The sequence below is a fragment of the Rhizobium leguminosarum bv. trifolii WSM2297 genome (assembly GCF_000271845.1).
Genome location: NZ_JH719395.1, coordinates 3,317,415 through 3,338,190, shown reverse-complemented (window position 1 = coordinate 3,338,190; position 20,776 = coordinate 3,317,415). Strand labels below are relative to the sequence as shown.

Here is a 20,776-nt window from a genome sequence, read left to right as displayed (position 1 = left end):
ACCCGGCGAGAATTTTCCCACTACCGCGGTTGGCAACCTCCAAGCAGTCTCCGATGCGAACGGTCCAGAAGAGGGCCGACAACAAAGGGAACCTACCATGTTGCATGATATGACACGCCGCCGCTTCCTCGGATCCGCCGCTGCCGCGGGGATTGCCGGCACGATGATGGGATTTGCGAGACCCGCCGCAGCCGGCAGCAGCAGTCTCACCGCCGTCGAATGGGGCGGCGATGTCGTCGAAGCCATGAAACAGATTGCCGCCGACCAGAATGTGGCGACGTTCAATTGGGTTCTTCACCAGGGCGGCGCGGGCGCGATTCTTCCAAAGATCAAGGCCGTCTGGCCGAATGTCGACTACGACTATGTCGCCGGCTGGGAAGGCTCGTTCAACAGCATGGTGAAGGAGGATTGGCTCGAGACCATCAATCCCGCCGATGTTCCCAACCTTGCGAATATTCCCGAGAAAATCATCATTCGTGATGGCAAGGGTAATATCAAAGCGGTCCCACGCGCAGTTGGCGGCATGTATTTCGGTTCCCGAACCGACACGGCTCCGATCGCTGTGAAGACCATCGACGATCTGCTGAGCCCCAATCTCAAGGGTGCGATCTGCTGGCCAGGCCCGACACAGAGCATGATGCTCCAGATCGTCGCGCTCGCCCTTCACGCCGGCGGCAGTGAAACGAATATGGAGCCCGGCTGGAAGCTGATGAAGGAATTGGCGAAATCCGGCAATATCGGCCGCGTCGCCATCACCGATATCGACTTCACCAATTCGCTGACGTCGGGTGAGACCTCCGTCGGCTTCTTCGCCGAGCCCGGCTGGGCGGCCGTGGCGAAGAACTTCCCGGTTACTCGTTTCACCAAGGACAGCAACTTCAAGGCCTTCCTCTACCAGAGCGGCTTCGGCGTATTGAAGAATAGACCGAGCACCAAGGCAACGCTCGATTTCGTCAACTTCGCGATCAGCCCGGACATGAACTCGCTCTATGCCAAGGTGGCGGGCGAAGCGCCGTTGAACAGCAAGGCGGTGACGCCCGACAATCTCAAGCATCTGTCCTTCACGTCGGACGAGTTTTCGAGTTTCGTCTATGTGCCAGACTACAATGTCGTTCTCGAACAGCAGGATGCCTGGTCCAAGCGCTGGGAGCAGGACATCGCCCCGTTGCTCTGAGGGATCTCGCGGCAGGTTGTCGAAGGCGCGGGCTTCGATAACCTCCCTTTCTCATGGCCCGTAAGGGCGAGGAAAAAGGCCTGTTCCACCATGACCAAAGCAAGGCGGCAATCCGTTGCCATTTCGTTTCCTGATCGCCGAGATGCGGCCCTGACGCTCGGGCCAGCCCTCCTGGTGTTCGCATTCGGTTTTCTGTCACCGTTAGTCAATCTGGCAATCGAAAGCTTGAAGGAGTTTACGCCGGGGCGCGTCGGTTCCGTCGAAAATGCCGCGGCAACAGTTCAAAATTATTACGAGCTTGCAAACCAGGCGTTTGCGAGTGTCCTGTTGACGACCTTCTGGATCGGTGGCACTGCCGCGATCATCGGCCAGCTTGTGGCATTCCCGCTGGCCTACTTCATCGTGCGGCGCATTTCGCCGCGAATGCGCGCGCTCACCCTCGGCTTTTTGATTACGCTTGTTCTATCCAGCGTCCTGATCAAGACGTATGCGATCGAACTGACCTTCGGGTCGGTCGGCATCTTCCGACCCCTCCTCCTGACACTTGGCCTTTCGCCCAACAGCCGCGAATATATCAATATCGTCGTTACTGCGGGTCTGGTTCACTCGATCATACCGGTCGCAACGCTAACGTTGATTGGTGCGATGCAATCGATCGATCCGCGTCTGCTCGATGCAGCCCAGTCGCTCGGCGCGCCGGGATGGAAAGCTCATCTGTCGATCACGCTTCCCCTGAGCTTCACGGCTCTGATCTCAAGCACGCTTGTCTCGCTGACTTTCGCGATCAGCGCCTTCGTCATTCCCATGGTGCTCGGGAGGGGCCGGGTGCTTTTCATCTCGAACGTCATTTACACCCGGTTCAGCGATATCGCCAACTATCCGAGCGGCGCGGCGATCTCGCTGGTCATGCTTGCCGTGGCGTTGGCGGTCGTCGCTGTCATAACCTTTGCGCAGGCCTGGAAGGTTTCCCGATGAGCAGACAGTCTCTTGCAGCGCGAACCGGAGACCGGATCGCCGTTTCCCTTGCCTACGGTGTCATCGGCCTCGGATTGGCGTTCCTCGCCATCCCGTTGGTGATAACATGCCTCATGGCTTTCGACGCCAGGACTTACCTCGGTCCACTGCCGCCACCTGCCTTGTCGCTTCACTGGTTCGAACGGCTCGTTTCCCAGGCGGATATCCTTGCCAGCCTGCGTACCAGCCTCATCTTGGCGGTGCTCACGACGGTTCTGTCCGTGACGATCGGAACTGCGGCAGCTGTTGGCCTTGCCCGCGGCAATTTTCCGGGAAAGGCAACGCTGACGTCGGCTTTTCTCTCGCCACTCATCGTCCCGCCGGTCGTCATCGGATTCGGCCTGCTGCTTTTCCTCTCCAAGGCCGGTATTACCAACGGCATGGCGCGTCTGCTCCTTGGCCACGTGATCGTGACATTGCCCTATTGCATAAGGACCAGTCTTGCCAGCCTCCTCGGCAGCGACCGACGATTGACGGAGGCCGCGATGGTTCTCGGCGCCACCGAGCGACAAGCCTTCTGGACGATTACCCTACCGCTCATGCGGACGGGCGTCGTCACCGGCGCGATCTTCGCCTTCGCAATTTCGATAGATGACGTGTCGATCAGTCTCTTTCTGAGCGACCCATCCGCAACGACCTTGCCAGTGACGCTGGTCAGCAACATGCGCGCGGCTTTCGATCTGACGATCGCTGCGGCGGCCGTGGTCCTGATTGCCGTCACCGCCTTGCTCATCGTTGTGCTGGACCGTGTCGTCGGCTTCGACACTGTCGTCGGTCAGGGTTTGTTTCGTTCTTGAGGACAATACGATGATTTCTGCCATGGAATTTCAAGGGGTCAGCAAGCGCTTCGGCGACACCGTCGCCCTCGGTAATATCTCCTTCTCGGTGAATCCAGGTGAAACAATCGCACTGCTTGGACCAAGCGGCTGCGGCAAGACCACCATTCTTCGGCTCATTGCCGGGTTCGAGCCGCCCGACAAAGGCGCGATCCTCATCGACGGCGAGCCGATGGCCGGATTGAAACCCTATGAGCGCAACGTCGGGCTGCTGTTCCAGCATTACGCACTTTTCCCGCATATGACCGTCGAGCAGAACATCGGCTACGGACTTCGCCATCGCAACCATCCGCCGGAGCAAATACCTCGCCGCATTGCCGAGATGCTTGAGCTCGTCCGGCTCACCGGTTTCGGACAGCGGCGACCGCACCAGCTGAGCGGCGGCCAGCAGCAGCGTGTTGCGCTGGCGCGGGCGCTCGCCACCCATCCGAGCCTTGTTCTCCTGGATGAGCCCCTGTCGGCCCTCGACGCCAAACTTCGCCACGAGCTGCGCACCGAATTGAAGGATGTGCTCGCCGCGGTTGGCTCGACCGCAATCGTGGTAACCCACGACCAGGAGGAGGCGATGAGCCTCGGAGAGCGCATATTCGTGATGAATCGTGGAGCAATCATGCAATCCGGCAAGCCGGATGATGTGTATTGGCGCCCAGATTCGCGTTTCGTCGCGGATTTCATGGGACGGACGAATTGGGTTCATGGCTCGATTTCGGCCGTGGGCGAAACGGCCGGCAGATTTCGCTCCGAATCCGGCTGGGAATTTCCGGTCGCGTCCAGGGGAAGCCTTTCAGGGGCCGCCGAGATTTGCGTGAGGCCGGAAAGCGTCGAGATATCGTCCGGCGCTCCGAGTGCCGGGGCTATTCCCGGACGCGTTGCCGATGTTGTGACACTCGGTGCCTTCAGGCATGTCATTCTCGACTTGGTCAGTGGCGACCGTATAATCTCGGCTTGCCCGAACCGTCCAGACATAGCCTTCGCTCGCGGGCAGGAAGTCAACGTTTCGATTCCCGCCGAGGCATGTGTTCTTTTCGCACGATAGGCTGGCAGGGGCATAGCTTGCGCTGCGCCCCCGGGGGTAAGGATCGTCAGTTGCCGGAAGAACATGGTTCGTCCAATATCCACTTATCGGCAAAGAGGCCCGAGGTTCTCGATCGCCACAAGTATGGATGCGGCTTCTGATGCTTGATCTTGATTCCTATCTGCTTCGTGCATTTCTGACCGTCGCGGAGATCGGCACCGTCAATGGAGCAGCCGTCAAGCTGAACAGAACGCAGGCAGCCGTGAGCATGCAGATCCGCAAGCTGGAGGAGCTTGTCGGCGTTGCGCTGTTTTCGCGTTCGTCAAAAGGCCTCGAGCTTACCAGCCATGGGCAGATCATGCTGGCTTATGCCCGCGAAATGGTCGCCCTCAGCGACGAGGTCGAGAAAAGGCTGACAGGCAAGATGATCGAGGACCGCATTCGCCTCGGGGTCGTCGAGGACTTTGCAGCTGGCCACCTGATCGACATTCTCAGTGACTTCAGAGCGCAGAACCCGAAGGTCGAGATCGACATCATTGTCGAGCCGAATCGCCGCCTCGCCAGCCTGTTTGAAGACAGGAAGCTGGATCTCGTGGTTTGCGACATCACCTGCCTCTCACGAAAACCGACCCTGATCTGGACCGAGTATCTGATGTGGACGGTCAGGTCCGACTTTGTGGCGGATGCGGAAAAACCGCTTCCCATCATTATGTTCGAGGAGGAATGTCCCTGGACGCTCCCGACGATTGCGGCCCTGTCGCAGCGGAACGTCAAGTGGAAGACGGCGTGCGTGGCATCGACGCTGGTGGCCATGGCGACCGCGGTTCGCGTCGGCATCGGTATCGCACCAATGATGCTCACGACGAAACCAGAGGGCTGCCGAACGCTCGACAGATCGGCGGATCTGCCCGGTCCGGTGCGTATCGAGATCGGTTTGTATGCTCAGTCCGAGACGGCCGAAGGGGCGCGCTATCTTGTGGACTTTATTTCGCGGCATACGGCCATATTGTCCAGCTAGAGCATGATGCCGAAAAGTATGAGCGGTTTTCGGACGACATCATGCTCTAACTCTGTAATTAGAACAGGATTCAGATTTTAGGCCGACCCGGCCTAAAATCATCCTGTTCTGGGCGTGAGCGTTCAGCTTCCATTATATCGGCTCAATTTAATTCCCTCTTCCGGAATGGCGAGCGAAGCCCCACAGTGATCGAATGAAGGGCCGAGGGCCCAATTCTCAAGCATTCATGGAAGTCTGCGAATACGATGATGGGGCAAGCCAAAGTTGACGAAACTCTGCTCGCAGATGCTGCCTATCTGCCCGGCCAGGTCGCAAACCTGACGAGGGGAGCGAGCGTGACGGCGCAAACCAACGAAATATTGGAGCGCATCGATGACATGCTGCTACGCGAAGGTACCGACAAGTCGGAGATCATTCTCGCCAATATTTGGCTCAGCGACCTTGCCTCATTCGAGGAAATGAACAGAGCCTGGGATGCCTGGATGCCGGATGGCGGAACGCCACGGCGGGCGACGTTTGAGGACAAGAATCTCCCGCCGATGTGCGCCATCCGTATTGACGTAGCCGCGTCGCGGAAGAGTGGGGCCGGGCAAAGTTGAGCCGCCGGCTTTCGTCATCTTCACACCCTTGTCAGCGAAGCCGGGCCGGACGTACTCGGTATCATGCCTTCAAGGCCGGATGACGCAAACATTGGCCTCGTAGTCGCAAGGGTCGTCCTGGACGGCGACGTCGATGACCTTTGCCTTCGGCGCTCGCGGCTCGGGCTGTGTCGCCGCATTGTACCCATAGCCGCCGACATACGTCCCGCCATCGACCTGATAAGCATAGGAAGAGCCGGAATAGGTGTCGCCGCTTCCAGCCGGTGCCGCGCCTGCAACGATAATGAGATTGCCGTAGCGCACGCGATTTGTCGCCGGCGAGGAAAATTGCCGCAGGAACGGCATCCGGTCTCGCCCGGATCGATAGCCGAAAGCGTGGTCGACACGAATGCCGCGATCACGCCAGCCGACGCGTTGGCCGAGCAGCAATCCGTTGTGGAAAACGTGGCGATGGCCGGAAAGGCGATAATCATGACGGCGCTCGCCCGCCGTGGCGGGAAGTGCGGCGAGTGCGGAGAGGGCAAGCAGGGTGACGACGGACAGACTGCGAAACATGGGCGCCGGCCTCCAGAATGCCAATCGTTAACAAATCGTTAACGCCAGATTGCGCCAAAAACCGCAGCTTGTCCATGTGCCGGGGGAGAACGGCATAAATATTGAGCGCAAAAGGCCAGTTTTGTGAGAAAGGTTCAGTTTCTCGTCGAGGTGCAAAAACCCTCTAATCATTTGTTTTTACCCAATTGCCGGCAAAATCGCTTCCCGCTTTGCTCGGAAAAGCAGCTTGGCATTTTTTAGAAGCTGCTCATGCCGGCAAACTTTACAAGAACCCGAATCGATTAAATTAGAAGCAGACAGCGATTGTGCTTGTCGTCGGCGTTTCCGGTGATTAAACGTCGCAATTGATGCAACGCACACAGAGAATTCGTCATTCGTGTGGTTGACTGAGCATGCTCCGAAATCCGGGAGCGCAGAGAAGCCGCCGCGAGGTTCTGATGGCGAACGTGACAAATAACCGGCCCCTATCGCCGCATCTGCAAATTTACAAACCCATTCCCACCATGGTCATGTCGATCGTCCACCGAATTACCGGCGGCGCGCTTTACGTCGGCACGCTGCTGGTCGCCTGGTGGCTGATCGCAGCGGCAAGCGGCCAGGGTTCCTATGACTGGGCCAACTGGGTGCTCGGCAGCCTTCTCGGCAAGCTCGTGCTTCTCGGCTATACCTGGGCGCTGCTGCATCACATGCTCGGCGGTTTCCGCCACTTCATGTGGGATCTCGGCTACGGTTTCGAGAAGGAATTTTCGACCAAGCTCGCCATCGCCAATGTCATCGGGTCGCTCTGTCTGACCGTGCTGGTCTGGGTGATCGGCTTCCTCATTCGCTTCTGAAGGTCCTCTCATGGATATGCGCACCCCCCTCGGCAAGGTTCGCGGGCTCGGCTCCGCCAAGGACGGCACGGACCATTTCTGGCGCCAGCGGCTGACGGCCGTCGCCAATGTTCCGCTCATCCTGTTCTTCCTCTTCTTCCTGATCGCCTATGCCGGCGCGCCCTATGCGGATGTGGTCCGCGCGCTGTCGAACCCATTCGTTGCGGTCGTCATGGGGCTGATGGTGATATCAGGCGTCATCCATATGAAGCTCGGCATGCAGGTGATCATCGAGGATTACGTGCACGGCGAGTTCGGTAAGATCGCTCTGCTGATGCTGAACACGTTTTTTGCGATCCTGGTCGCCGGCCTCTGTCTCTTCGCCATTCTGAAAATCGCATTCGTAGGATAAGCTCGATATGGCACCGACTTCACCCGCTCAGAACGGCAAGGCCTACAAATATGTCGATCACTCCTACGACGTGATCGTCGTCGGTGCCGGCGGCGCCGGCTTGCGCGCCACGCTCGGCATGGCCGAACAGGGCTTCCGCACCGCCTGCATCACCAAGGTATTCCCGACCCGCTCGCATACAGTCGCGGCGCAAGGCGGCATTGCCGCGTCGCTGCGCAACATGACGCCCGACAGCTGGCAGTGGCACCTCTACGACACCGTCAAGGGCTCCGACTGGCTCGGCGATGTCGACGCCATGCAGTATCTGACCATGGAAGCGCCGAAGGCGGTCTATGAACTCGAGCATTACGGCGTGCCGTTCTCGCGCAACGAAGAAGGCAAGATCTACCAGCGCCCGTTCGGCGGCCACATGCAGAATTACGGCGAAGGCCCGCCGGTGCAGCGCACCTGCGCCGTTGCCGACCGCACAGGCCACGCCATCCTGCATACGCTTTACGGCCAGTCGCTGCGCAACAACGCCGAATTCTTCATCGAGTATTTCGCGCTCGACCTGATCATGTCGGAAGACGGCAGCCGCTGCACCGGCGTCGTCGCCTGGTGCCTCGACGACGGCACGATCCATCGCTTCGCCGCCAAGATGGTGGTGCTGGCGACCGGCGGCTACGGCCGCGCCTATTTCTCGGCAACCTCGGCCCATACCTGCACCGGCGATGGCGGCGGCATGGTGGCGCGTGCCGGCCTGCCGCTGCAGGATATGGAATTCGTCCAGTTCCACCCGACCGGTATTTACGGTTCGGGCTGTCTGATCACCGAAGGCGCGCGCGGCGAAGGCGGCTACCTCGTCAACTCCGAGGGCGAGCGCTTCATGGAGCGTTACGCGCCGTCGGCCAAGGATCTTGCTTCGCGCGACGTCGTTTCGCGCTGCATGACTTTGGAAATCCGCGAAGGCCGCGGCGTTGGCAAGAACAAGGACCACATCTTCCTGCATCTCGACCATCTCGATCCGGCAGTTCTGCACGAGCGCCTGCCGGGGATTTCCGAGAGCGCCAAGATTTTTGCAGGCGTCGACGTCACGCGCGAGCCGATCCCGGTTCTGCCGACCGTTCACTATAATATGGGCGGCATTCCTACCAATTATTGGGGCGAAGTGCTGAACGCCGATAGCGCCAATCCCGAACGGATCATCCCCGGCCTGATGGCTGTCGGCGAGGCCGGCTGCGCCTCGGTGCACGGCGCCAACCGCCTCGGCTCCAACTCGTTGATCGACCTCGTGGTCTTCGGCCGCGCGGCTGCGATCCGCGCCGGCGAGGTGATAGACCGCGCAGCGCCGATTCCGCATCTCAATGTCGCAGCCTGCGACAAGATCATGGACCGTTTCGACGGCCTGCGTCATGCCAGCGGCGGCACGCCGACGGCGGAACTGCGCGAGAAAATGCAGCGCGCCATGCAGGAAGACGCGGCCGTCTTCCGCACGCAGGAATCGCTGGAATCCGGTTGCCGGCGAATCTCGGCGATCTGGCAGGAGATGCGCGATATCAAGGTAACCGACCGTTCGATGATCTGGAACTCGGATCTGGTCGAGACGCTGGAGCTGCAGAACCTGATGGCCAATGCCATCACGACGATCTACGGCGCTGAGGCCCGCAAGGAAAGCCGCGGTTCGCATGCCCGCGAGGATTATACCGAGGGTGCATTTGCCGGCCGCGACGACGTCAACTGGCGCAAGCACACGCTTGCCTGGGTAAGCGAGGCGGGCGACGTGAAACTCGATTATCGGCCGGTTCACACCGAGCTCATCGCCGAAGGCATCGATCCGCACAAGATCGAGCCGAAAGCTCGCGTGTACTGATCTCAAGAGGAACCGGATATGGTTGAACTCGCTCTCCCCAAGAATTCCCAGATGCGCGAAGGCAAGGTCTGGCCGAAGCCGGCGGGTGCCAAAAACACCCGTGAGTTCCGCGTCTACCGCTGGAGCCCGGATGACGGGCAGAACCCGTCGATCGACACCTTCTATATCGATGTCGACGATTGCGGCCCGATGGTGCTCGATGGCCTGCTCTACATCAAGAACAAGATCGACCCGACGCTGACGCTGCGCCGCTCCTGTCGCGAGGGCATCTGCGGCTCCTGCGCGATGAATATCGACGGCACCAATACGCTTGCCTGCACCAAGGGCCTCGACGATATCAAGGGCGCGGTGAAGATCTATCCGCTGCCGCATCTGCCTGTGGTCAAGGATCTGGTGCCCGACCTCACCAATTTCTACGCCCAGCATCGTTCGATCGAGCCGTGGCTGAAGACGGTGTCGCCGGCGCCCGCCAAGGAATGGAAGCAGAGCCACGAGGACCGGCAGAAACTCGACGGCCTCTATGAATGCATCCTCTGCGCCTGCTGCTCGACCTCCTGTCCGAGCTACTGGTGGAACGGCGACCGCTATCTCGGTCCGGCCGTTCTGCTGCAGGCCTATCGCTGGCTAATCGACTCCAGAGACGAGGCGACCGGCGAACGTCTCGACAATCTGGAGGATCCGTTCCGCCTCTATCGCTGCCACACGATCATGAACTGTGCGCAGACCTGCCCGAAGGGCCTCAACCCGGCCAAGGCGATCGCCGAAATCAAGAAGATGATGGTCGAGCGCCGGGTCTGACCGGCGCGCATGCCGGTGGCGGAATAGACGGCTTCGATCCCGAAGCCGTCGGAGAGATCAGCCCACGGCTGGCTTGAGCGCTGATCTATCCTTTCTCAAGCATTCGTCCGAGCGCCATTCGCCGATATTGCGGGAGTTCGACAGGGATCCGGACAGAGATCAACGCACGCAACACCTTGCTGACAAATTCTATGTGCAGGAAGTTCTGCAGCGGGGCAGTTGAACTGTATCGTTTTTCGGTTAGTGGTTGTCACGGGCAATTTATGCAGTTCGACTTGATTAACCAAAGCGAATTACGATAATCGGACTTGTCTCACGCCCGTTTCTTTGCGGCGATAGCCGAATTCAGGAGTATGATGATGCAGTTGCGATATGCGATGACAGGTCTGGTGGTGGCTCTCGCGCTAGCCGGTTGTGATCGGACGGCATATAATTACAACTCCAGCCCCAATTCGATGCCGACGCCGCTGACGGCGCAGCCGGTGCCCTCGGTGCAGGGCGGGCAGCTTCCGCCGGTCAACAATTCGTCGTTTCCGGCGGCGCCGACGACGACGGCGCCGATGCAGGGCGGAGCGCAGCCTGGCGCGATGGCCGCGAATGCGCTCGATATCACCAAGGAATCGATGGTCGGGAGCTGGCGCGTCAATGGCAGCTGCGACATGTTCCTGACGCTCACCAATCTCGGCAGTGGTTCGCGCGGCGGCACACGCGGCTGCGTCGGCGAGCTGACGGCGATGGGATCCTGGGAGGTTGCCGGCAAGCAGGTGCTGCTCAAGGACCGCTCGGGCAACCAGCTCGGCAGCGTCTACAAGACGGCTGACAACCGCTTCGAGGGCCAGACCAGCACGGGCCAGCAGATCAGCCTCAGCCGGTAAACCAACCGGCGCGGTAAACCAACCGGCGCGGCAAACGATCCGGCGGTCTCCGCCGATGACTGACAGGCGGATATGCCCTCATGCAACCCATGCCGGATTACGCGCTCAGCGTCTGCGAACAGCTTAAAGCGCTGACCGCCTCGGGCGCGCTGCAGGTCGATTCCGCCCAGATGGATGTGGCAAAGAACCTCGACAAGGTGTTGGCCGGACTGAAACAGCGGCGGCCGGCGGCAAAATCGAGCGCGCTTGGCTGGCTGTTTGCCGCCAAGAAGAAATCCGCCGACGGCACCAAGGGGCTTTACATCCACGGCAGCGTCGGCCGCGGTAAGACCATGCTGATGGACATGTTCTTTGGGATGGCGCCGTGCCGGAAGAAACGCCGGGCGCATTTCCACGAATTCATGGCGGATGTGCACAACCGCATCGCCGCGCATCGGCTGAAGCTCAAGAACGGCGAGACCAAGCAGGCCGATCCGATGCCGCCGGTTGCCGCCGCCCTCTACGACGAAGCGGAACTGCTCTGCTTCGACGAATTCACCGTCACCGATATCGCCGATGCGATGATCCTGTCGCGGCTTTTCTCCGAGCTTTTTGCGCGCGGCTGCGTGCTGGTCGCCACCTCGAACGTCGAGCCTGACAATCTCTACATGGATGGCCTCAATCGCGGCCTCTTCCTGCCCTTCGTCGCCCTGCTCAAGCAGCATGTCGACGTCGTCACTCTGGATTCGCCCACCGATTACCGGATGGAGATGCTGAGCAGCCAGCCGGTCTATCTGGTGCCGATCAACGATCACAACGACATGGCGATGGACGCGTCCTGGACGCAGGCGCTGCACGGGCGCAAGGCGCAGCCGCTGGATATTCCGATGAAGGGGCGCCACATCCACGTGCCGCTCGCCGTCGAGCGCATGGCGCGGTTCTCCTTCGCCGATCTTTGCGAGAAGCCGCTCGGGGCGGCCGACTTCCTGGCCATCGCCGAGCGTTTCGATATGGTCTTCGTCGATCACGTTCCCTTGCTGGGGCCGGAAAAGCGGAACCAGATCAAGCGGTTCATCATTCTGGTCGATACGTTCTACGATCATGCAGTGCGCCTTTACATTTCAGCCGCGGCGATGCCGGAGGAACTGTTGGTGCACCGGCGGGGCACCGAGGGTTTTGAATTCGACCGCACGGCATCGCGCCTTTTCGAGATGCGGAGCGCCGAATATCTTGCGCTGCACCATGAGAAGCGCGCCGCCGAGTAACAATTCGGTGACAGATTATATTACGTTTACGTAAGAATTTTAGTATCTAAACGATTGAAAATGCTGCATCAAAATTAATGAGTTGCCATTTTTAGGCTTTCAGTCTATGCGATTGCGTCATTGGGCGGTGCCTTGCTGCGCGTCGCTTGACGAATTTGATCGCAAAGGAAACAGCGAAATGGCGCGTAACAAGATCGCACTCATTGGTTCTGGCATGATTGGTGGCACGCTGGCTCACCTCGCCGGCCTGAAGGAACTGGGCGATATCGTCCTCTTCGACATTGCGGACGGCATTCCCCAGGGCAAGGGTCTCGATATTTCCCAGTCCTCTCCGGTCGAAGGCTTCGACGTCAATCTGACGGGCGCTAGCGACTATTCCGCGATCGAAGGCGCCGACGTCTGCATCGTCACCGCCGGTGTTGCCCGCAAGCCGGGTATGAGCCGCGACGATCTTCTCGGCATCAACCTCAAGGTCATGGAGCAGGTCGGTGCCGGCATCAAGAAATATGCGCCGAACGCCTTCGTGATCTGCATCACCAACCCGCTCGACGCCATGGTCTGGGCGCTGCAGAAGTTTTCCGGCCTTCCGGCCAACAAGGTCGTCGGCATGGCCGGCGTTCTCGACTCGTCGCGCTTCCGCCTTTTCCTCGCCAAGGAATTCAACGTCTCCGTCCAGGACGTGACCGCCTTCGTTCTCGGCGGCCACGGCGACACGATGGTGCCGCTTGCCCGCTACTCGACGGTCGGCGGTATTCCGCTCACCGACCTCGTCACCATGGGCTGGGTCACCAAGGAACGTCTCGAAGAGATCATTCAGCGCACCCGTGACGGCGGCGCCGAAATCGTCGGCCTGCTGAAGACCGGTTCGGCCTATTACGCCCCGGCCGCCTCGGCGATCGAAATGGCCGAATCCTACCTCAAGGACAAGAAGCGCGTTCTGCCCTGCGCAGCTCACCTGAGCGGCCAGTACGGCGTCAAGGACATGTATGTCGGCGTTCCCACCGTGATTGGCGCCGGCGGTGTCGAGCGCATCATCGAGATCGACCTCAACAAGACCGAGAAGGAAGCCTTCGACAAGTCCGTCGGCGCCGTCGCCGGTCTCTGCGAAGCCTGCATCAATATCGCGCCTGCCCTCAAGTAATTGGCGCTTGAAGTAATCGAAATAGGGATAGACCCATGAATATTCATGAATATCAAGCCAAGGCTCTGCTGAAGGGCTATGGCGCGCCGGTTGCCGAGGGTGTGGCTATTCTCAAGGTCGAAGAGGCCGAGGCTGCCGCCAAGTCACTTCCCGGCCCGCTTTACGTGGTCAAGAGCCAGATCCATGCCGGTGGCCGCGGCAAGGGCAAGTTCAAGGAACTGTCGCCTGAGTCCAAGGGCGGCGTGCGTCTCGCCAAGTCGATCGACGAAGTGGTCGCCCATGCCAAGGAAATGCTTGGCCATACGCTGGTGACGGCCCAGACCGGCGACGCCGGCAAGCAGGTCAACCGCCTCTACATCGAAGACGGCGCCGACATCGCCCGCGAGCTCTATTGCTCGCTGCTCGTCGACCGTTCGGTCGGCCGCGTTGCTTTCGTGGTTTCCACCGAAGGCGGCATGGATATCGAAGCTGTCGCCCACGACACGCCGGAGAAGATCCACACGATCGCCATCGATCCGGAAGCCGGCGTCACGGCTGCCGACGTTGCCGCGATCTCCAAGGCTCTCCAGCTCGAGGGTGCTGCCGCCGAAGACGCCAAGTCGCTGTTCCCGGCGCTTTACAAGGCCTTCAACGACAAGGACATGGCGCTGCTCGAGGTCAACCCGCTGATCGTCATGAAGGACGGCCACCTGCGCGTTCTCGACGCGAAGATGTCCTTCGACGGCAATGCGCTTTTCCGTCACGACGACGTCAAGACTCTACGCGACGAGACCGAAGAAGACGCCAAGGAAATCGAGGCCTCGAAATGGGACCTCGCCTATGTCGCGCTCGACGGCAATATCGGCTGCATGGTCAACGGTGCCGGTCTTGCCATGGCGACGATGGATATCATCAAACTCTACGGCAAGGAGCCGGCTAACTTCTGCGACGTCGGCGGCGGCGCCGGCAAGGAGAAGGTTGCTGCGGCTTTCAAGATCATCACCGCGGACCCCAAGGTCGAAGGCATTCTCGTCAACATTTTCGGCGGGATCATGAAGTGCGATGTCATTGCCGAGGGCGTGATTGCCGCGGTCAAGGAAGTCGGCCTCAAGGTTCCGCTCGTCGTGCGCCTTGAAGGCACCAATGTCGAGCTCGGCAAGAAGATCCTGAACGAGTCCGGTCTTGCGATCACGGCGGCTGACGATTTGGACGATGCCGCCAAGAAGATCGTCGCTGCGATCGACGGTTGAGAACGGTCATGGCCTTCCAGTCCACGCCCTCGGCTGCGCATTTCCGCCTCAACGCCTTCACCGGCGTATGGGAAGGGGAAGAACGTATTGCGGCGTCGGCGTGGACGAGTGAAGGCCCGGCCAGTGCCGAGCTTTTCGGCGAGACGCTGTTCGGCGGGTTCTTCCTCGAACAGCGCTATCGCCAGACACGCGGTGGCGCCGTTGCGTTCGAGGCCCGAAATGTTTTCGGCTTCGATGCTTCGGACCAGTCCTACAAGCTCTACCAGTTCGATAGCGCGGGTTTTGCGCCGCCGTCGCCGGCTTCGGGCGAGTGGAACGGCAATGAGCTGGTGCTGATGAAGACTTCGCCGCGCGGCAGACAGCGCACCGCATTCGCATTTGACAATGAAGACTGCTACCGGATGGGCGTCAGCTTTTCGCCTGCAGGCAGCGATACTTGGCAGGAGGTCGTCAGCGGCATTTACCGTCGTGCGCCCTCCACGTCTTCCAACCTCTCCTAAATAAAGGCCTCGCATGTCCATTCTCGTCAACAAAGACACCAAGGTTCTCGTGCAGGGCCTGACCGGCAAGACCGGCACGTTCCACACCGAACAGGCACTCGCTTACTATGGTACCCAGATGGTCGGCGGTATCCACCCGAAGAAGGGCGGCGAAACCTGGACCGGCTCGAAGGGCGAAAGCCTGCCGATCTTCGCAACCGTGGCCGAGGGCAAGGAAAAGACCGGCGCCAATGCTTCCGTCATCTACGTACCGCCGGCCGGTGCAGCCGATGCCATCATCGAGGCGATCGACGCCGAGATCCCGTTCATCACCTGCATCACCGAAGGCATCCCGGTCACGGACATGGTTCGCGTCAAGGCTCGCCTCGACCGCTCCAAGTCGCGCCTGCTCGGCCCGAACTGCCCGGGCATCATGACGCCGGAAGAATGCAAGATCGGCATCATGCCGGGCTCGATCTTCCGCAAGGGTTCGGTCGGCATCGTGTCCCGCTCGGGCACGCTGACCTATGAAGCCGTGTTCCAGACCTCCAATGAAGGCCTCGGCCAGACGACGGCCGTCGGCATCGGCGGCGACCCGGTCAAGGGCACCGAGTTCATCGACGTGCTGGAAATGTTCCTGGCCGACGAAGCCACGACCTCGATCATCATGATCGGCGAAATCGGCGGTTCGGCTGAAGAAGACGCCGCACAGTTCCTGATCGACGAAGCCAAGAAGGGCCGCAAGAAGCCGATGGCCGGCTTCATCGCCGGCCGCACCGCACCGAAGGGCCGTACGATGGGCCATGCCGGCGCCGTGGTTTCCGGCGGCAAGGGCGACGCGGAATCGAAGATCGCGGCGATGGAATCGGCAGGCATCAAGGTGTCGCCGTCTCCGGCCCGCCTCGGCAAGACGCTGGTTGAAGTCCTCAAGGGCTAAACCAACTTATACCCGGGCGGAGGAACGGCATCTGCGCCTTCCGCCCGGTCTTGACGACACGAGACATGCAGATGCGCCGCGGACAGGCGGCAATCGAAATGCGGCAGCCGGCGATCGAGCCGGCAAATTCATCAAAGTCAGGAGGCGGACGGAAGCGTCCGCATAACACCATGGCACGGCAAGAAGCCAACGAGCAGTTTCAGATCACCTCGTTTCTGGATGGCGCCAACGCGGCCTATATCGAGCAGCTCTATGCGCGCTACGAAGAGGATCCGGCGTCGGTAGACGATCAGTGGCGCGCCTTCTTCAAGGCGCTGGAGGAAGATCCCAGCGATGTGAAAAGGGCGGCCAAGGGGGCTTCCTGGCGCAAGAAGAACTGGCCGCTGCCGGCCAGCGGCGATCTGGTGTCGGCTCTCGATGGCAATTGGGGCATCGTCGAGAAGGTCATCGAGACCAAGGTCAAGGCCAAGGCCGAAGCTGAGGGCAAGCCTGCCGACACCACCGAGGTGCTGCAGGCGACGCGCGATTCCGTGCGCGCTATCATGATGATCCGCGCCTACCGCATGCGCGGCCACCTGCATGCCAAGCTCGATCCGCTCGGCATTGCCGCTTCTGTCGACGACTATCGCGAGCTTTCGCCGGAGAATTACGGCTTCACGGCTGCCGATTACGACCGCAGGATCTTCATCGACAACGTGCTCGGCTTGGAATACGCGACCATCCGCGAGATGATCGATATCCTCGAGCGCACCTATTGCTCGACCCTCGGCGTCGAATTCATGCACATCTCCAACCCGGAAGAGAAGGCCTGGATCCAGGAGCGTATCGAAGGGCCGGACAAGGGCGTGGCTTTCTCGGCGGAAGGCAAGAAGGCAATCCTCGCCAAGCTCGCCGAAGCCGAAGGCTACGAGCAGTTCCTCGACGTCAAGTTCAAGGGCACCAAGCGCTTCGGCCTCGATGGCGGCGAGTCGCTGATCCCGGCCTTGGAACAGATCCTCAAGCGCGGCGGTCATCTCGGCCTCAAGGAAGCCGTCTTCGGCATGGCCCATCGCGGCCGCCTGAACGTGCTGTCCCAGGTCATGGGCAAGCCGCACCGGGCGATCTTCCACGAGTTCAAGGGCGGCTCCTACGCACCCGACGAAGTCGAAGGTTCGGGCGACGTCAAGTACCATCTCGGCGCCTCTTCCGACCGCGAATTCGACGGCAACAAGGTGCATGTCTCGCTGACGGCAAACCCCTCGCATCTGGAAATCGTCGATCCCGTCGTCATGGGCAAGGCCCGCGCCAAGCAGGACATGAGCGCTACGGTGTGGGATGGCGACATCATCCCACTTTCCGAACGCGCCAAGGTTCTGCCGCTGCTGATCCATGGCGACGCGGCCTTTGCCGGCCAGGGCGTCATTGCCGAAATCCTCGGCCTTTCCGGCCTGCGCGGCCACCGCGTCGCCGGCACCATGCACGTCATCATCAACAACCAGATCGGCTTCACCACGAATCCGGCCTTCTCGCGTTCGTCGCCCTATCCGTCCGACGTCGCCAAGATGATCGAGGCGCCGATCTTCCACGTCAACGGCGACGATCCGGAAGCGGTGGTCTATGCGGCCAAGGTGGCGACCGAATTCCGCATGAAGTTCCACAAGCCTGTGGTGCTCGACCTGTTCTGCTACCGCCGCTACGGCCACAATGAAGGCGATGAGCCGTCCTTCACGCAGCCGAAGATGTACAAGGTCATCCGCGGCCACAAGACCGTGCTGCAGATTTATGCGGCGCGCCTCGTCGCCGAGGGCCTGCTCACCGAGGGTGAAGTCGAGAAACTGAAGGCCGACTGGCGCGCCCATCTCGAACAGGAGTTCGAAGCCGGCCAGCACTACAAGCCTAATAAGGCCGACTGGCTGGACGGCGAGTGGTCGGGCCTGCGCGCGGCCGACAATGCCGACGAGCAGCGCCGCGGCAAGACCGCCGTGCCGATGAAAACGCTGAAGGATATCGGCCGCAAGCTGTCGGAGATCCCGGCGGGCTTCAATGCGCATCGCACGATCCAGCGCTTCATGGAAAACCGCGCCAATATGATCGCCACCGGCGAGGGCATCGACTGGGCGATGGCCGAAGCGCTCTCCTTCGGCGCGCTCTGCGTCGAAGGCAGCAAGATCCGCCTGTCCGGCCAGGATTGCGAGCGCGGCACCTTCTCGCAGCGCCATTCGGTTCTCTACGATCAGGAAACCGAAGAACGCTATATCCCGCTCGCCAATCTCTCGCCGACCCAAGGTCGCTACGAAGTCATCAATTCGATGCTTTCGGAAGAGGCCGTGCTCGGTTTCGAATATGGCTACTCGCTGGCCCGCCCGAATGCGCTGACGCTCTGGGAAGCGCAGTTCGGCGATTTCGCCAACGGCGCGCAGGTGGTCTTCGACCAGTTCATCTCGTCGGGCGAACGCAAGTGGCTGCGCATGTCGGGTCTCGTCTGCCTGCTGCCGCACGGCTATGAAGGTCAGGGTCCGGAGCACTCCTCGGCCCGCCTCGAGCGTTTCCTGCAGCTTTGCGCAGAGGATAACATGCAGGTCGCCAACGTCACGACGCCGGCGAACTACTTCCACATCCTGCGCCGGCAGCTGAAGCGCGACTTCCGCAAGCCGCTGATCCTGATGACGCCGAAATCGCTGCTGCGCCACAAGCGGGCGGTCTCGACGCTTGCCGAAATGGCCGGCGAATCCGCCTTCCATCGCCTGCTCTGGGATGATGCCGAGGTGATCAAGGACGGCCCGATCAAGCTGCAGAAGGACAACAAGATCCGCCGCGTCGTCATGTGCTCCGGCAAGGTCTATTACGATCTTCTCGAAGAGCGTGAAAAGCGCGGCATCGACGACATCTATCTGCTGCGTGTCGAACAGCTCTACCCGTTCCCGGCAAAGGCACTGATCAACGAGCTGTCGCGGTTCCGCAATGCCGAGATGGTCTGGTGCCAGGAAGAGCCGAAGAACATGGGTGCATGGTCGTTCATCGATCCCTTCCTCGAATGGGTGCTCGCCCACATCGATGCAAAGTACCAGCGCGTCCGTTATACCGGCCGTCCGGCCGCCGCCTCGCCGGCGACTGGCCTGATGTCCAAACATCTGTCGCAGCTTGCAGCATTCCTCGAGGATGCACTGGGCGGCTAACACAAGGGGGCGCAAGTGGCTTATTTCTTTCTGAGACTGCTGCCGCCGCGCCCCACTTTCCCGCATGACGGGACCGGGGAGGAAATGGCGGCGATGAAACGCCATGTCGAATACTGGCATCGGCATGCCCTTGCGGGAACGGCCGTCGTGGTCGGCCCCGTCTTCGAGGGTGAAGGCGCCTTCGGCATGGCAATCGTCGAAGTCGAGGATCAGGCGGCGGCACAGCTTCTTGCCGACGGCGACCCGATCATCGCTTCCGGTTTCGGTTTCCGCTTCGATATCCTGCCGATGCCCTCGATCATCTTGCGGCCGCCCGCCGTCTGAAACGCATAAAACGAACACACAAGAAATCAGGATTTGAACAATGGCCACAGAAATCCGCGTTCCAACTCTCGGTGAATCCGTCAGCGAGGCAACCGTCGGCACCTGGTTCAAGAAGGTCGGCGACGCCATCAAGGCCGACGAGCCGATTCTCGAGCTTGAAACCGACAAGGTGACCATCGAAGTTCCGGCACCCACCTCCGGCACGCTTTCGGAAATCGTTGTCGCAGCCGGCGAGACCGTCGGCCTCGGCGCGCTGCTCGGCCAGATCGCCGAAGGTGCCGCCGCTGCCGCCGCACCGGCTGCTGCTGCACCAGCCGCCGCTCCTGCCCAGCCCGCCGCGGCTGCTCCCGCTCAGCCGGCGCCGGTTGCCGCTGCAGCCGCATCGTCGTCGAGCGCCTCCGTCTCGACCATGCCGCCGGCACCGGCGGCTTCGAAGATGCTTGCCGAAAGCAACCTTTCGGCCGATCAGATCGATGGCAGCGGCAAGCGCGGCCAGGTGCTGAAGGGCGATGTTATCGCTGCCGTCGCCAAGGGCATTTCCGCTCCGGCTGCAGCCCCCGCCGCTCCTGCCGCGGCCCGCGGCCCGTCGACGGTCGAAGACGCTTCGCGCGAAGAGCGCGTGAAGATGACGCGCCTGCGCCAGACAATCGCCAAGCGCCTCAAGGATGCGCAGAACACCGCCGCCATGCTGACCACCTACAATGAGGTGGACATGAAGGCGGTCATGGATCTGCGCAACAAGTACAAGGACATTTTCGAGAAGAAGCACGGCGTCAAGCTCGGCTTCATGGGCTTCTTCACCAAGGCGGTAACGCATGCGCTGAAGGAACTGCCGGCGGTCAATGCCGAGATCGACGGTACCGACGTCATCTACAAGAACTACTGCCATGTCGGCATGGCCGTAGGCACCGACAAGGGTCTCGTCGTTCCGGTCATCCGCGATGCCGACCAGATGTCGATCGCCGAAATCGAGAAGGAACTCGGCCGTCTTGCCAAGGCAGCCCGTGACGGCTCGCTCTCCATGGCCGATATGCAGGGCGGTACCTTCACCATCACCAATGGCGGCGTCTACGGCTCGCTGATGTCGTCGCCGATCCTCAACGCACCGCAGTCCGGCATTCTCGGCATGCACAAGATCCAGGAGCGGCCGGTGGCGATCGGCGGCCAGGTGGTCATCCGTCCGATGATGTATCTGGCGCTGTCCTACGATCACCGCATCGTCGACGGCAAGGAAGCGGTCACCTTCCTCGTGCGCGTCAAGGAAAGCCTGGAAGATCCGGAGCGTCTGGTTCTCGATCTCTAAGGAGCAC

20 protein-coding genes are annotated in these 20,776 nt (G+C 60.8%); 19 read left to right on the top strand and 1 reads right to left on the bottom strand.

Going from position 1 to position 20,776, the window contains the following annotated elements; all coding sequences use genetic code 11:
- Positions 1 to 97: 97 nt before the first annotated feature.
- From RLEG4DRAFT_RS31370 to RLEG4DRAFT_RS31345, 6 genes are all read left to right on the top strand, one after another.
- Positions 98 to 1,174: an extracellular solute-binding protein gene (locus RLEG4DRAFT_RS31370; protein ID WP_003582828.1), complete on the top strand. Its 1,077-nt coding sequence runs from the start codon at positions 98 to 100 to the stop codon at positions 1,172 to 1,174.
- 90 nt (positions 1,175 to 1,264) lie between these two features.
- A complete protein-coding gene (locus tag RLEG4DRAFT_RS31365) occupies positions 1,265 to 2,149 on the top strand; it encodes an ABC transporter permease (protein ID WP_003582826.1) in 885 nt (294 codons plus the stop codon).
- On the top strand, positions 2,146 to 2,985 hold the full coding sequence (locus RLEG4DRAFT_RS31360; protein ID WP_003582825.1) for an ABC transporter permease: 840 nt from the start codon (positions 2,146 to 2,148) through the stop codon (positions 2,983 to 2,985). Before RLEG4DRAFT_RS31365 ends, RLEG4DRAFT_RS31360 begins: the two co-directional genes overlap by 4 nt.
- Positions 2,986 to 2,995: 10 nt before the next feature.
- Positions 2,996 to 4,060 carry an ABC transporter ATP-binding protein gene (locus tag RLEG4DRAFT_RS31355; protein ID WP_003582824.1) on the top strand — a complete coding sequence of 355 codons (1,065 nt, stop codon included), beginning with the start codon at positions 2,996 to 2,998 and terminating at the stop codon, positions 4,058 to 4,060.
- A gap of 127 nt (positions 4,061 to 4,187) precedes the next feature.
- Positions 4,188 to 5,057: a LysR substrate-binding domain-containing protein gene (locus RLEG4DRAFT_RS31350; RefSeq protein WP_171898248.1), complete on the top strand. Its 870-nt coding sequence runs from the start codon at positions 4,188 to 4,190 to the stop codon at positions 5,055 to 5,057.
- A gap of 245 nt (positions 5,058 to 5,302) precedes the next feature.
- Positions 5,303 to 5,656, top strand: a complete 354-nt coding sequence (locus RLEG4DRAFT_RS31345; RefSeq protein ID WP_003582822.1) for a RidA family protein — start codon at positions 5,303 to 5,305, stop codon at positions 5,654 to 5,656.
- A 69-nt stretch (positions 5,657 to 5,725) separates the two neighbouring features.
- Here RLEG4DRAFT_RS31345 and RLEG4DRAFT_RS31340 read toward each other — a convergent pair whose 3' ends face one another.
- The gene (locus tag RLEG4DRAFT_RS31340) at positions 5,726 to 6,211 is read right to left on the bottom strand and encodes a hypothetical protein (protein ID WP_003582821.1); all 486 of its coding nucleotides are present in this window, start codon (positions 6,209 to 6,211) and stop codon (positions 5,726 to 5,728) included.
- A gap of 437 nt (positions 6,212 to 6,648) precedes the next feature.
- On the opposite strand from RLEG4DRAFT_RS31340, the gene sdhC reads away from it, so the two are divergent.
- The 13 genes from sdhC to odhB all read left to right on the top strand — a co-directional run bounded on the left by sdhC (position 6,649) and on the right by odhB (position 20,769).
- Positions 6,649 to 7,044: a succinate dehydrogenase, cytochrome b556 subunit gene (gene sdhC, locus RLEG4DRAFT_RS31335; RefSeq protein ID WP_003582820.1), complete on the top strand. Its 396-nt coding sequence runs from the start codon at positions 6,649 to 6,651 to the stop codon at positions 7,042 to 7,044.
- 10 nt (positions 7,045 to 7,054) lie between these two features.
- Positions 7,055 to 7,435 carry a succinate dehydrogenase, hydrophobic membrane anchor protein gene (sdhD, locus tag RLEG4DRAFT_RS31330; RefSeq protein WP_003582819.1) on the top strand — a complete coding sequence of 127 codons (381 nt, stop codon included), beginning with the start codon at positions 7,055 to 7,057 and terminating at the stop codon, positions 7,433 to 7,435.
- Between the two features lie 7 nt (positions 7,436 to 7,442).
- Positions 7,443 to 9,284: a succinate dehydrogenase flavoprotein subunit gene (sdhA, locus tag RLEG4DRAFT_RS31325; protein ID WP_003582818.1), complete on the top strand. Its 1,842-nt coding sequence runs from the start codon at positions 7,443 to 7,445 to the stop codon at positions 9,282 to 9,284.
- A gap of 18 nt (positions 9,285 to 9,302) precedes the next feature.
- Positions 9,303 to 10,082 (top strand): succinate dehydrogenase iron-sulfur subunit, encoded by a 780-nt coding sequence (locus RLEG4DRAFT_RS31320; protein WP_003567268.1) that lies wholly within the window; start codon positions 9,303 to 9,305, stop codon positions 10,080 to 10,082.
- Positions 10,083 to 10,441: 359 nt separating this feature from the next.
- Positions 10,442 to 10,957 (top strand): protease inhibitor Inh/omp19 family protein, encoded by a 516-nt coding sequence (locus RLEG4DRAFT_RS31315; protein WP_003582816.1) that lies wholly within the window; start codon positions 10,442 to 10,444, stop codon positions 10,955 to 10,957.
- An 80-nt stretch (positions 10,958 to 11,037) separates the two neighbouring features.
- The gene (gene zapE / locus RLEG4DRAFT_RS31310; RefSeq protein ID WP_003582813.1) at positions 11,038 to 12,201 is read left to right on the top strand and encodes a cell division protein ZapE; all 1,164 of its coding nucleotides are present in this window, start codon (positions 11,038 to 11,040) and stop codon (positions 12,199 to 12,201) included.
- Between the two features lie 178 nt (positions 12,202 to 12,379).
- The gene (gene mdh / locus RLEG4DRAFT_RS31305) at positions 12,380 to 13,342 is read left to right on the top strand and encodes a malate dehydrogenase (protein ID WP_003543522.1); all 963 of its coding nucleotides are present in this window, start codon (positions 12,380 to 12,382) and stop codon (positions 13,340 to 13,342) included.
- Between the two features lie 35 nt (positions 13,343 to 13,377).
- The gene (gene sucC, locus RLEG4DRAFT_RS31300; RefSeq protein WP_003582810.1) at positions 13,378 to 14,571 is read left to right on the top strand and encodes an ADP-forming succinate--CoA ligase subunit beta; all 1,194 of its coding nucleotides are present in this window, start codon (positions 13,378 to 13,380) and stop codon (positions 14,569 to 14,571) included.
- Between the two features lie 8 nt (positions 14,572 to 14,579).
- Positions 14,580 to 15,071 carry a DUF1579 family protein gene (locus tag RLEG4DRAFT_RS31295; protein WP_003582809.1) on the top strand — a complete coding sequence of 164 codons (492 nt, stop codon included), beginning with the start codon at positions 14,580 to 14,582 and terminating at the stop codon, positions 15,069 to 15,071.
- A gap of 13 nt (positions 15,072 to 15,084) precedes the next feature.
- Complete coding sequence (gene sucD, locus RLEG4DRAFT_RS31290) at positions 15,085 to 15,987, top strand: succinate--CoA ligase subunit alpha (protein ID WP_003582808.1); 903 nt, start codon at positions 15,085 to 15,087, stop codon at positions 15,985 to 15,987.
- A gap of 170 nt (positions 15,988 to 16,157) precedes the next feature.
- Positions 16,158 to 19,142 carry a 2-oxoglutarate dehydrogenase E1 component gene (locus RLEG4DRAFT_RS31285; protein WP_037094942.1) on the top strand — a complete coding sequence of 995 codons (2,985 nt, stop codon included), beginning with the start codon at positions 16,158 to 16,160 and terminating at the stop codon, positions 19,140 to 19,142.
- Between the two features lie 15 nt (positions 19,143 to 19,157).
- On the top strand, positions 19,158 to 19,466 hold the full coding sequence (locus RLEG4DRAFT_RS31280) for a YciI family protein (protein ID WP_003582805.1): 309 nt from the start codon (positions 19,158 to 19,160) through the stop codon (positions 19,464 to 19,466).
- Positions 19,467 to 19,506: 40 nt separating this feature from the next.
- Positions 19,507 to 20,769: a 2-oxoglutarate dehydrogenase complex dihydrolipoyllysine-residue succinyltransferase gene (gene odhB, locus RLEG4DRAFT_RS31275; RefSeq protein ID WP_003582803.1), complete on the top strand. Its 1,263-nt coding sequence runs from the start codon at positions 19,507 to 19,509 to the stop codon at positions 20,767 to 20,769.
- The last annotated feature ends 7 nt before the right edge of the window (positions 20,770 to 20,776 follow it).

Coding starts and splice junctions, on each gene's coding strand:
- RLEG4DRAFT_RS31345 (WP_003582822.1), top strand. CDS start 5,303: ATGATGGGGCAAGCCAAAGTTGACGAAACTCTGCTCGCAGATGCTGCC.
- RLEG4DRAFT_RS31365 (WP_003582826.1), top strand. CDS start 1,265: ATGACCAAAGCAAGGCGGCAATCCGTTGCCATTTCGTTTCCTGATCGC.
- sdhA (WP_003582818.1), top strand. CDS start 7,443: ATGGCACCGACTTCACCCGCTCAGAACGGCAAGGCCTACAAATATGTC.
- sdhC (WP_003582820.1), top strand. CDS start 6,649: ATGGCGAACGTGACAAATAACCGGCCCCTATCGCCGCATCTGCAAATT.
- mdh (WP_003543522.1), top strand. CDS start 12,380: ATGGCGCGTAACAAGATCGCACTCATTGGTTCTGGCATGATTGGTGGC.
- RLEG4DRAFT_RS31370 (WP_003582828.1), top strand. CDS start 98: ATGTTGCATGATATGACACGCCGCCGCTTCCTCGGATCCGCCGCTGCC.
- zapE (WP_003582813.1), top strand. CDS start 11,038: ATGCAACCCATGCCGGATTACGCGCTCAGCGTCTGCGAACAGCTTAAA.
- RLEG4DRAFT_RS31320 (WP_003567268.1), top strand. CDS start 9,303: ATGGTTGAACTCGCTCTCCCCAAGAATTCCCAGATGCGCGAAGGCAAG.
- RLEG4DRAFT_RS31340 (WP_003582821.1), bottom strand. CDS start 6,211: ATGTTTCGCAGTCTGTCCGTCGTCACCCTGCTTGCCCTCTCCGCACTC.
- sucC (WP_003582810.1), top strand. CDS start 13,378: ATGAATATTCATGAATATCAAGCCAAGGCTCTGCTGAAGGGCTATGGC.
- RLEG4DRAFT_RS31350 (WP_171898248.1), top strand. CDS start 4,188: ATGCGGCTTCTGATGCTTGATCTTGATTCCTATCTGCTTCGTGCATTT.
- RLEG4DRAFT_RS31315 (WP_003582816.1), top strand. CDS start 10,442: ATGCAGTTGCGATATGCGATGACAGGTCTGGTGGTGGCTCTCGCGCTA.
- RLEG4DRAFT_RS31355 (WP_003582824.1), top strand. CDS start 2,996: ATGATTTCTGCCATGGAATTTCAAGGGGTCAGCAAGCGCTTCGGCGAC.
- sucD (WP_003582808.1), top strand. CDS start 15,085: ATGTCCATTCTCGTCAACAAAGACACCAAGGTTCTCGTGCAGGGCCTG.
- odhB (WP_003582803.1), top strand. CDS start 19,507: ATGGCCACAGAAATCCGCGTTCCAACTCTCGGTGAATCCGTCAGCGAG.
- RLEG4DRAFT_RS31295 (WP_003582809.1), top strand. CDS start 14,580: ATGGCCTTCCAGTCCACGCCCTCGGCTGCGCATTTCCGCCTCAACGCC.
- RLEG4DRAFT_RS31360 (WP_003582825.1), top strand. CDS start 2,146: ATGAGCAGACAGTCTCTTGCAGCGCGAACCGGAGACCGGATCGCCGTT.
- RLEG4DRAFT_RS31285 (WP_037094942.1), top strand. CDS start 16,158: ATGGCACGGCAAGAAGCCAACGAGCAGTTTCAGATCACCTCGTTTCTG.
- sdhD (WP_003582819.1), top strand. CDS start 7,055: ATGGATATGCGCACCCCCCTCGGCAAGGTTCGCGGGCTCGGCTCCGCC.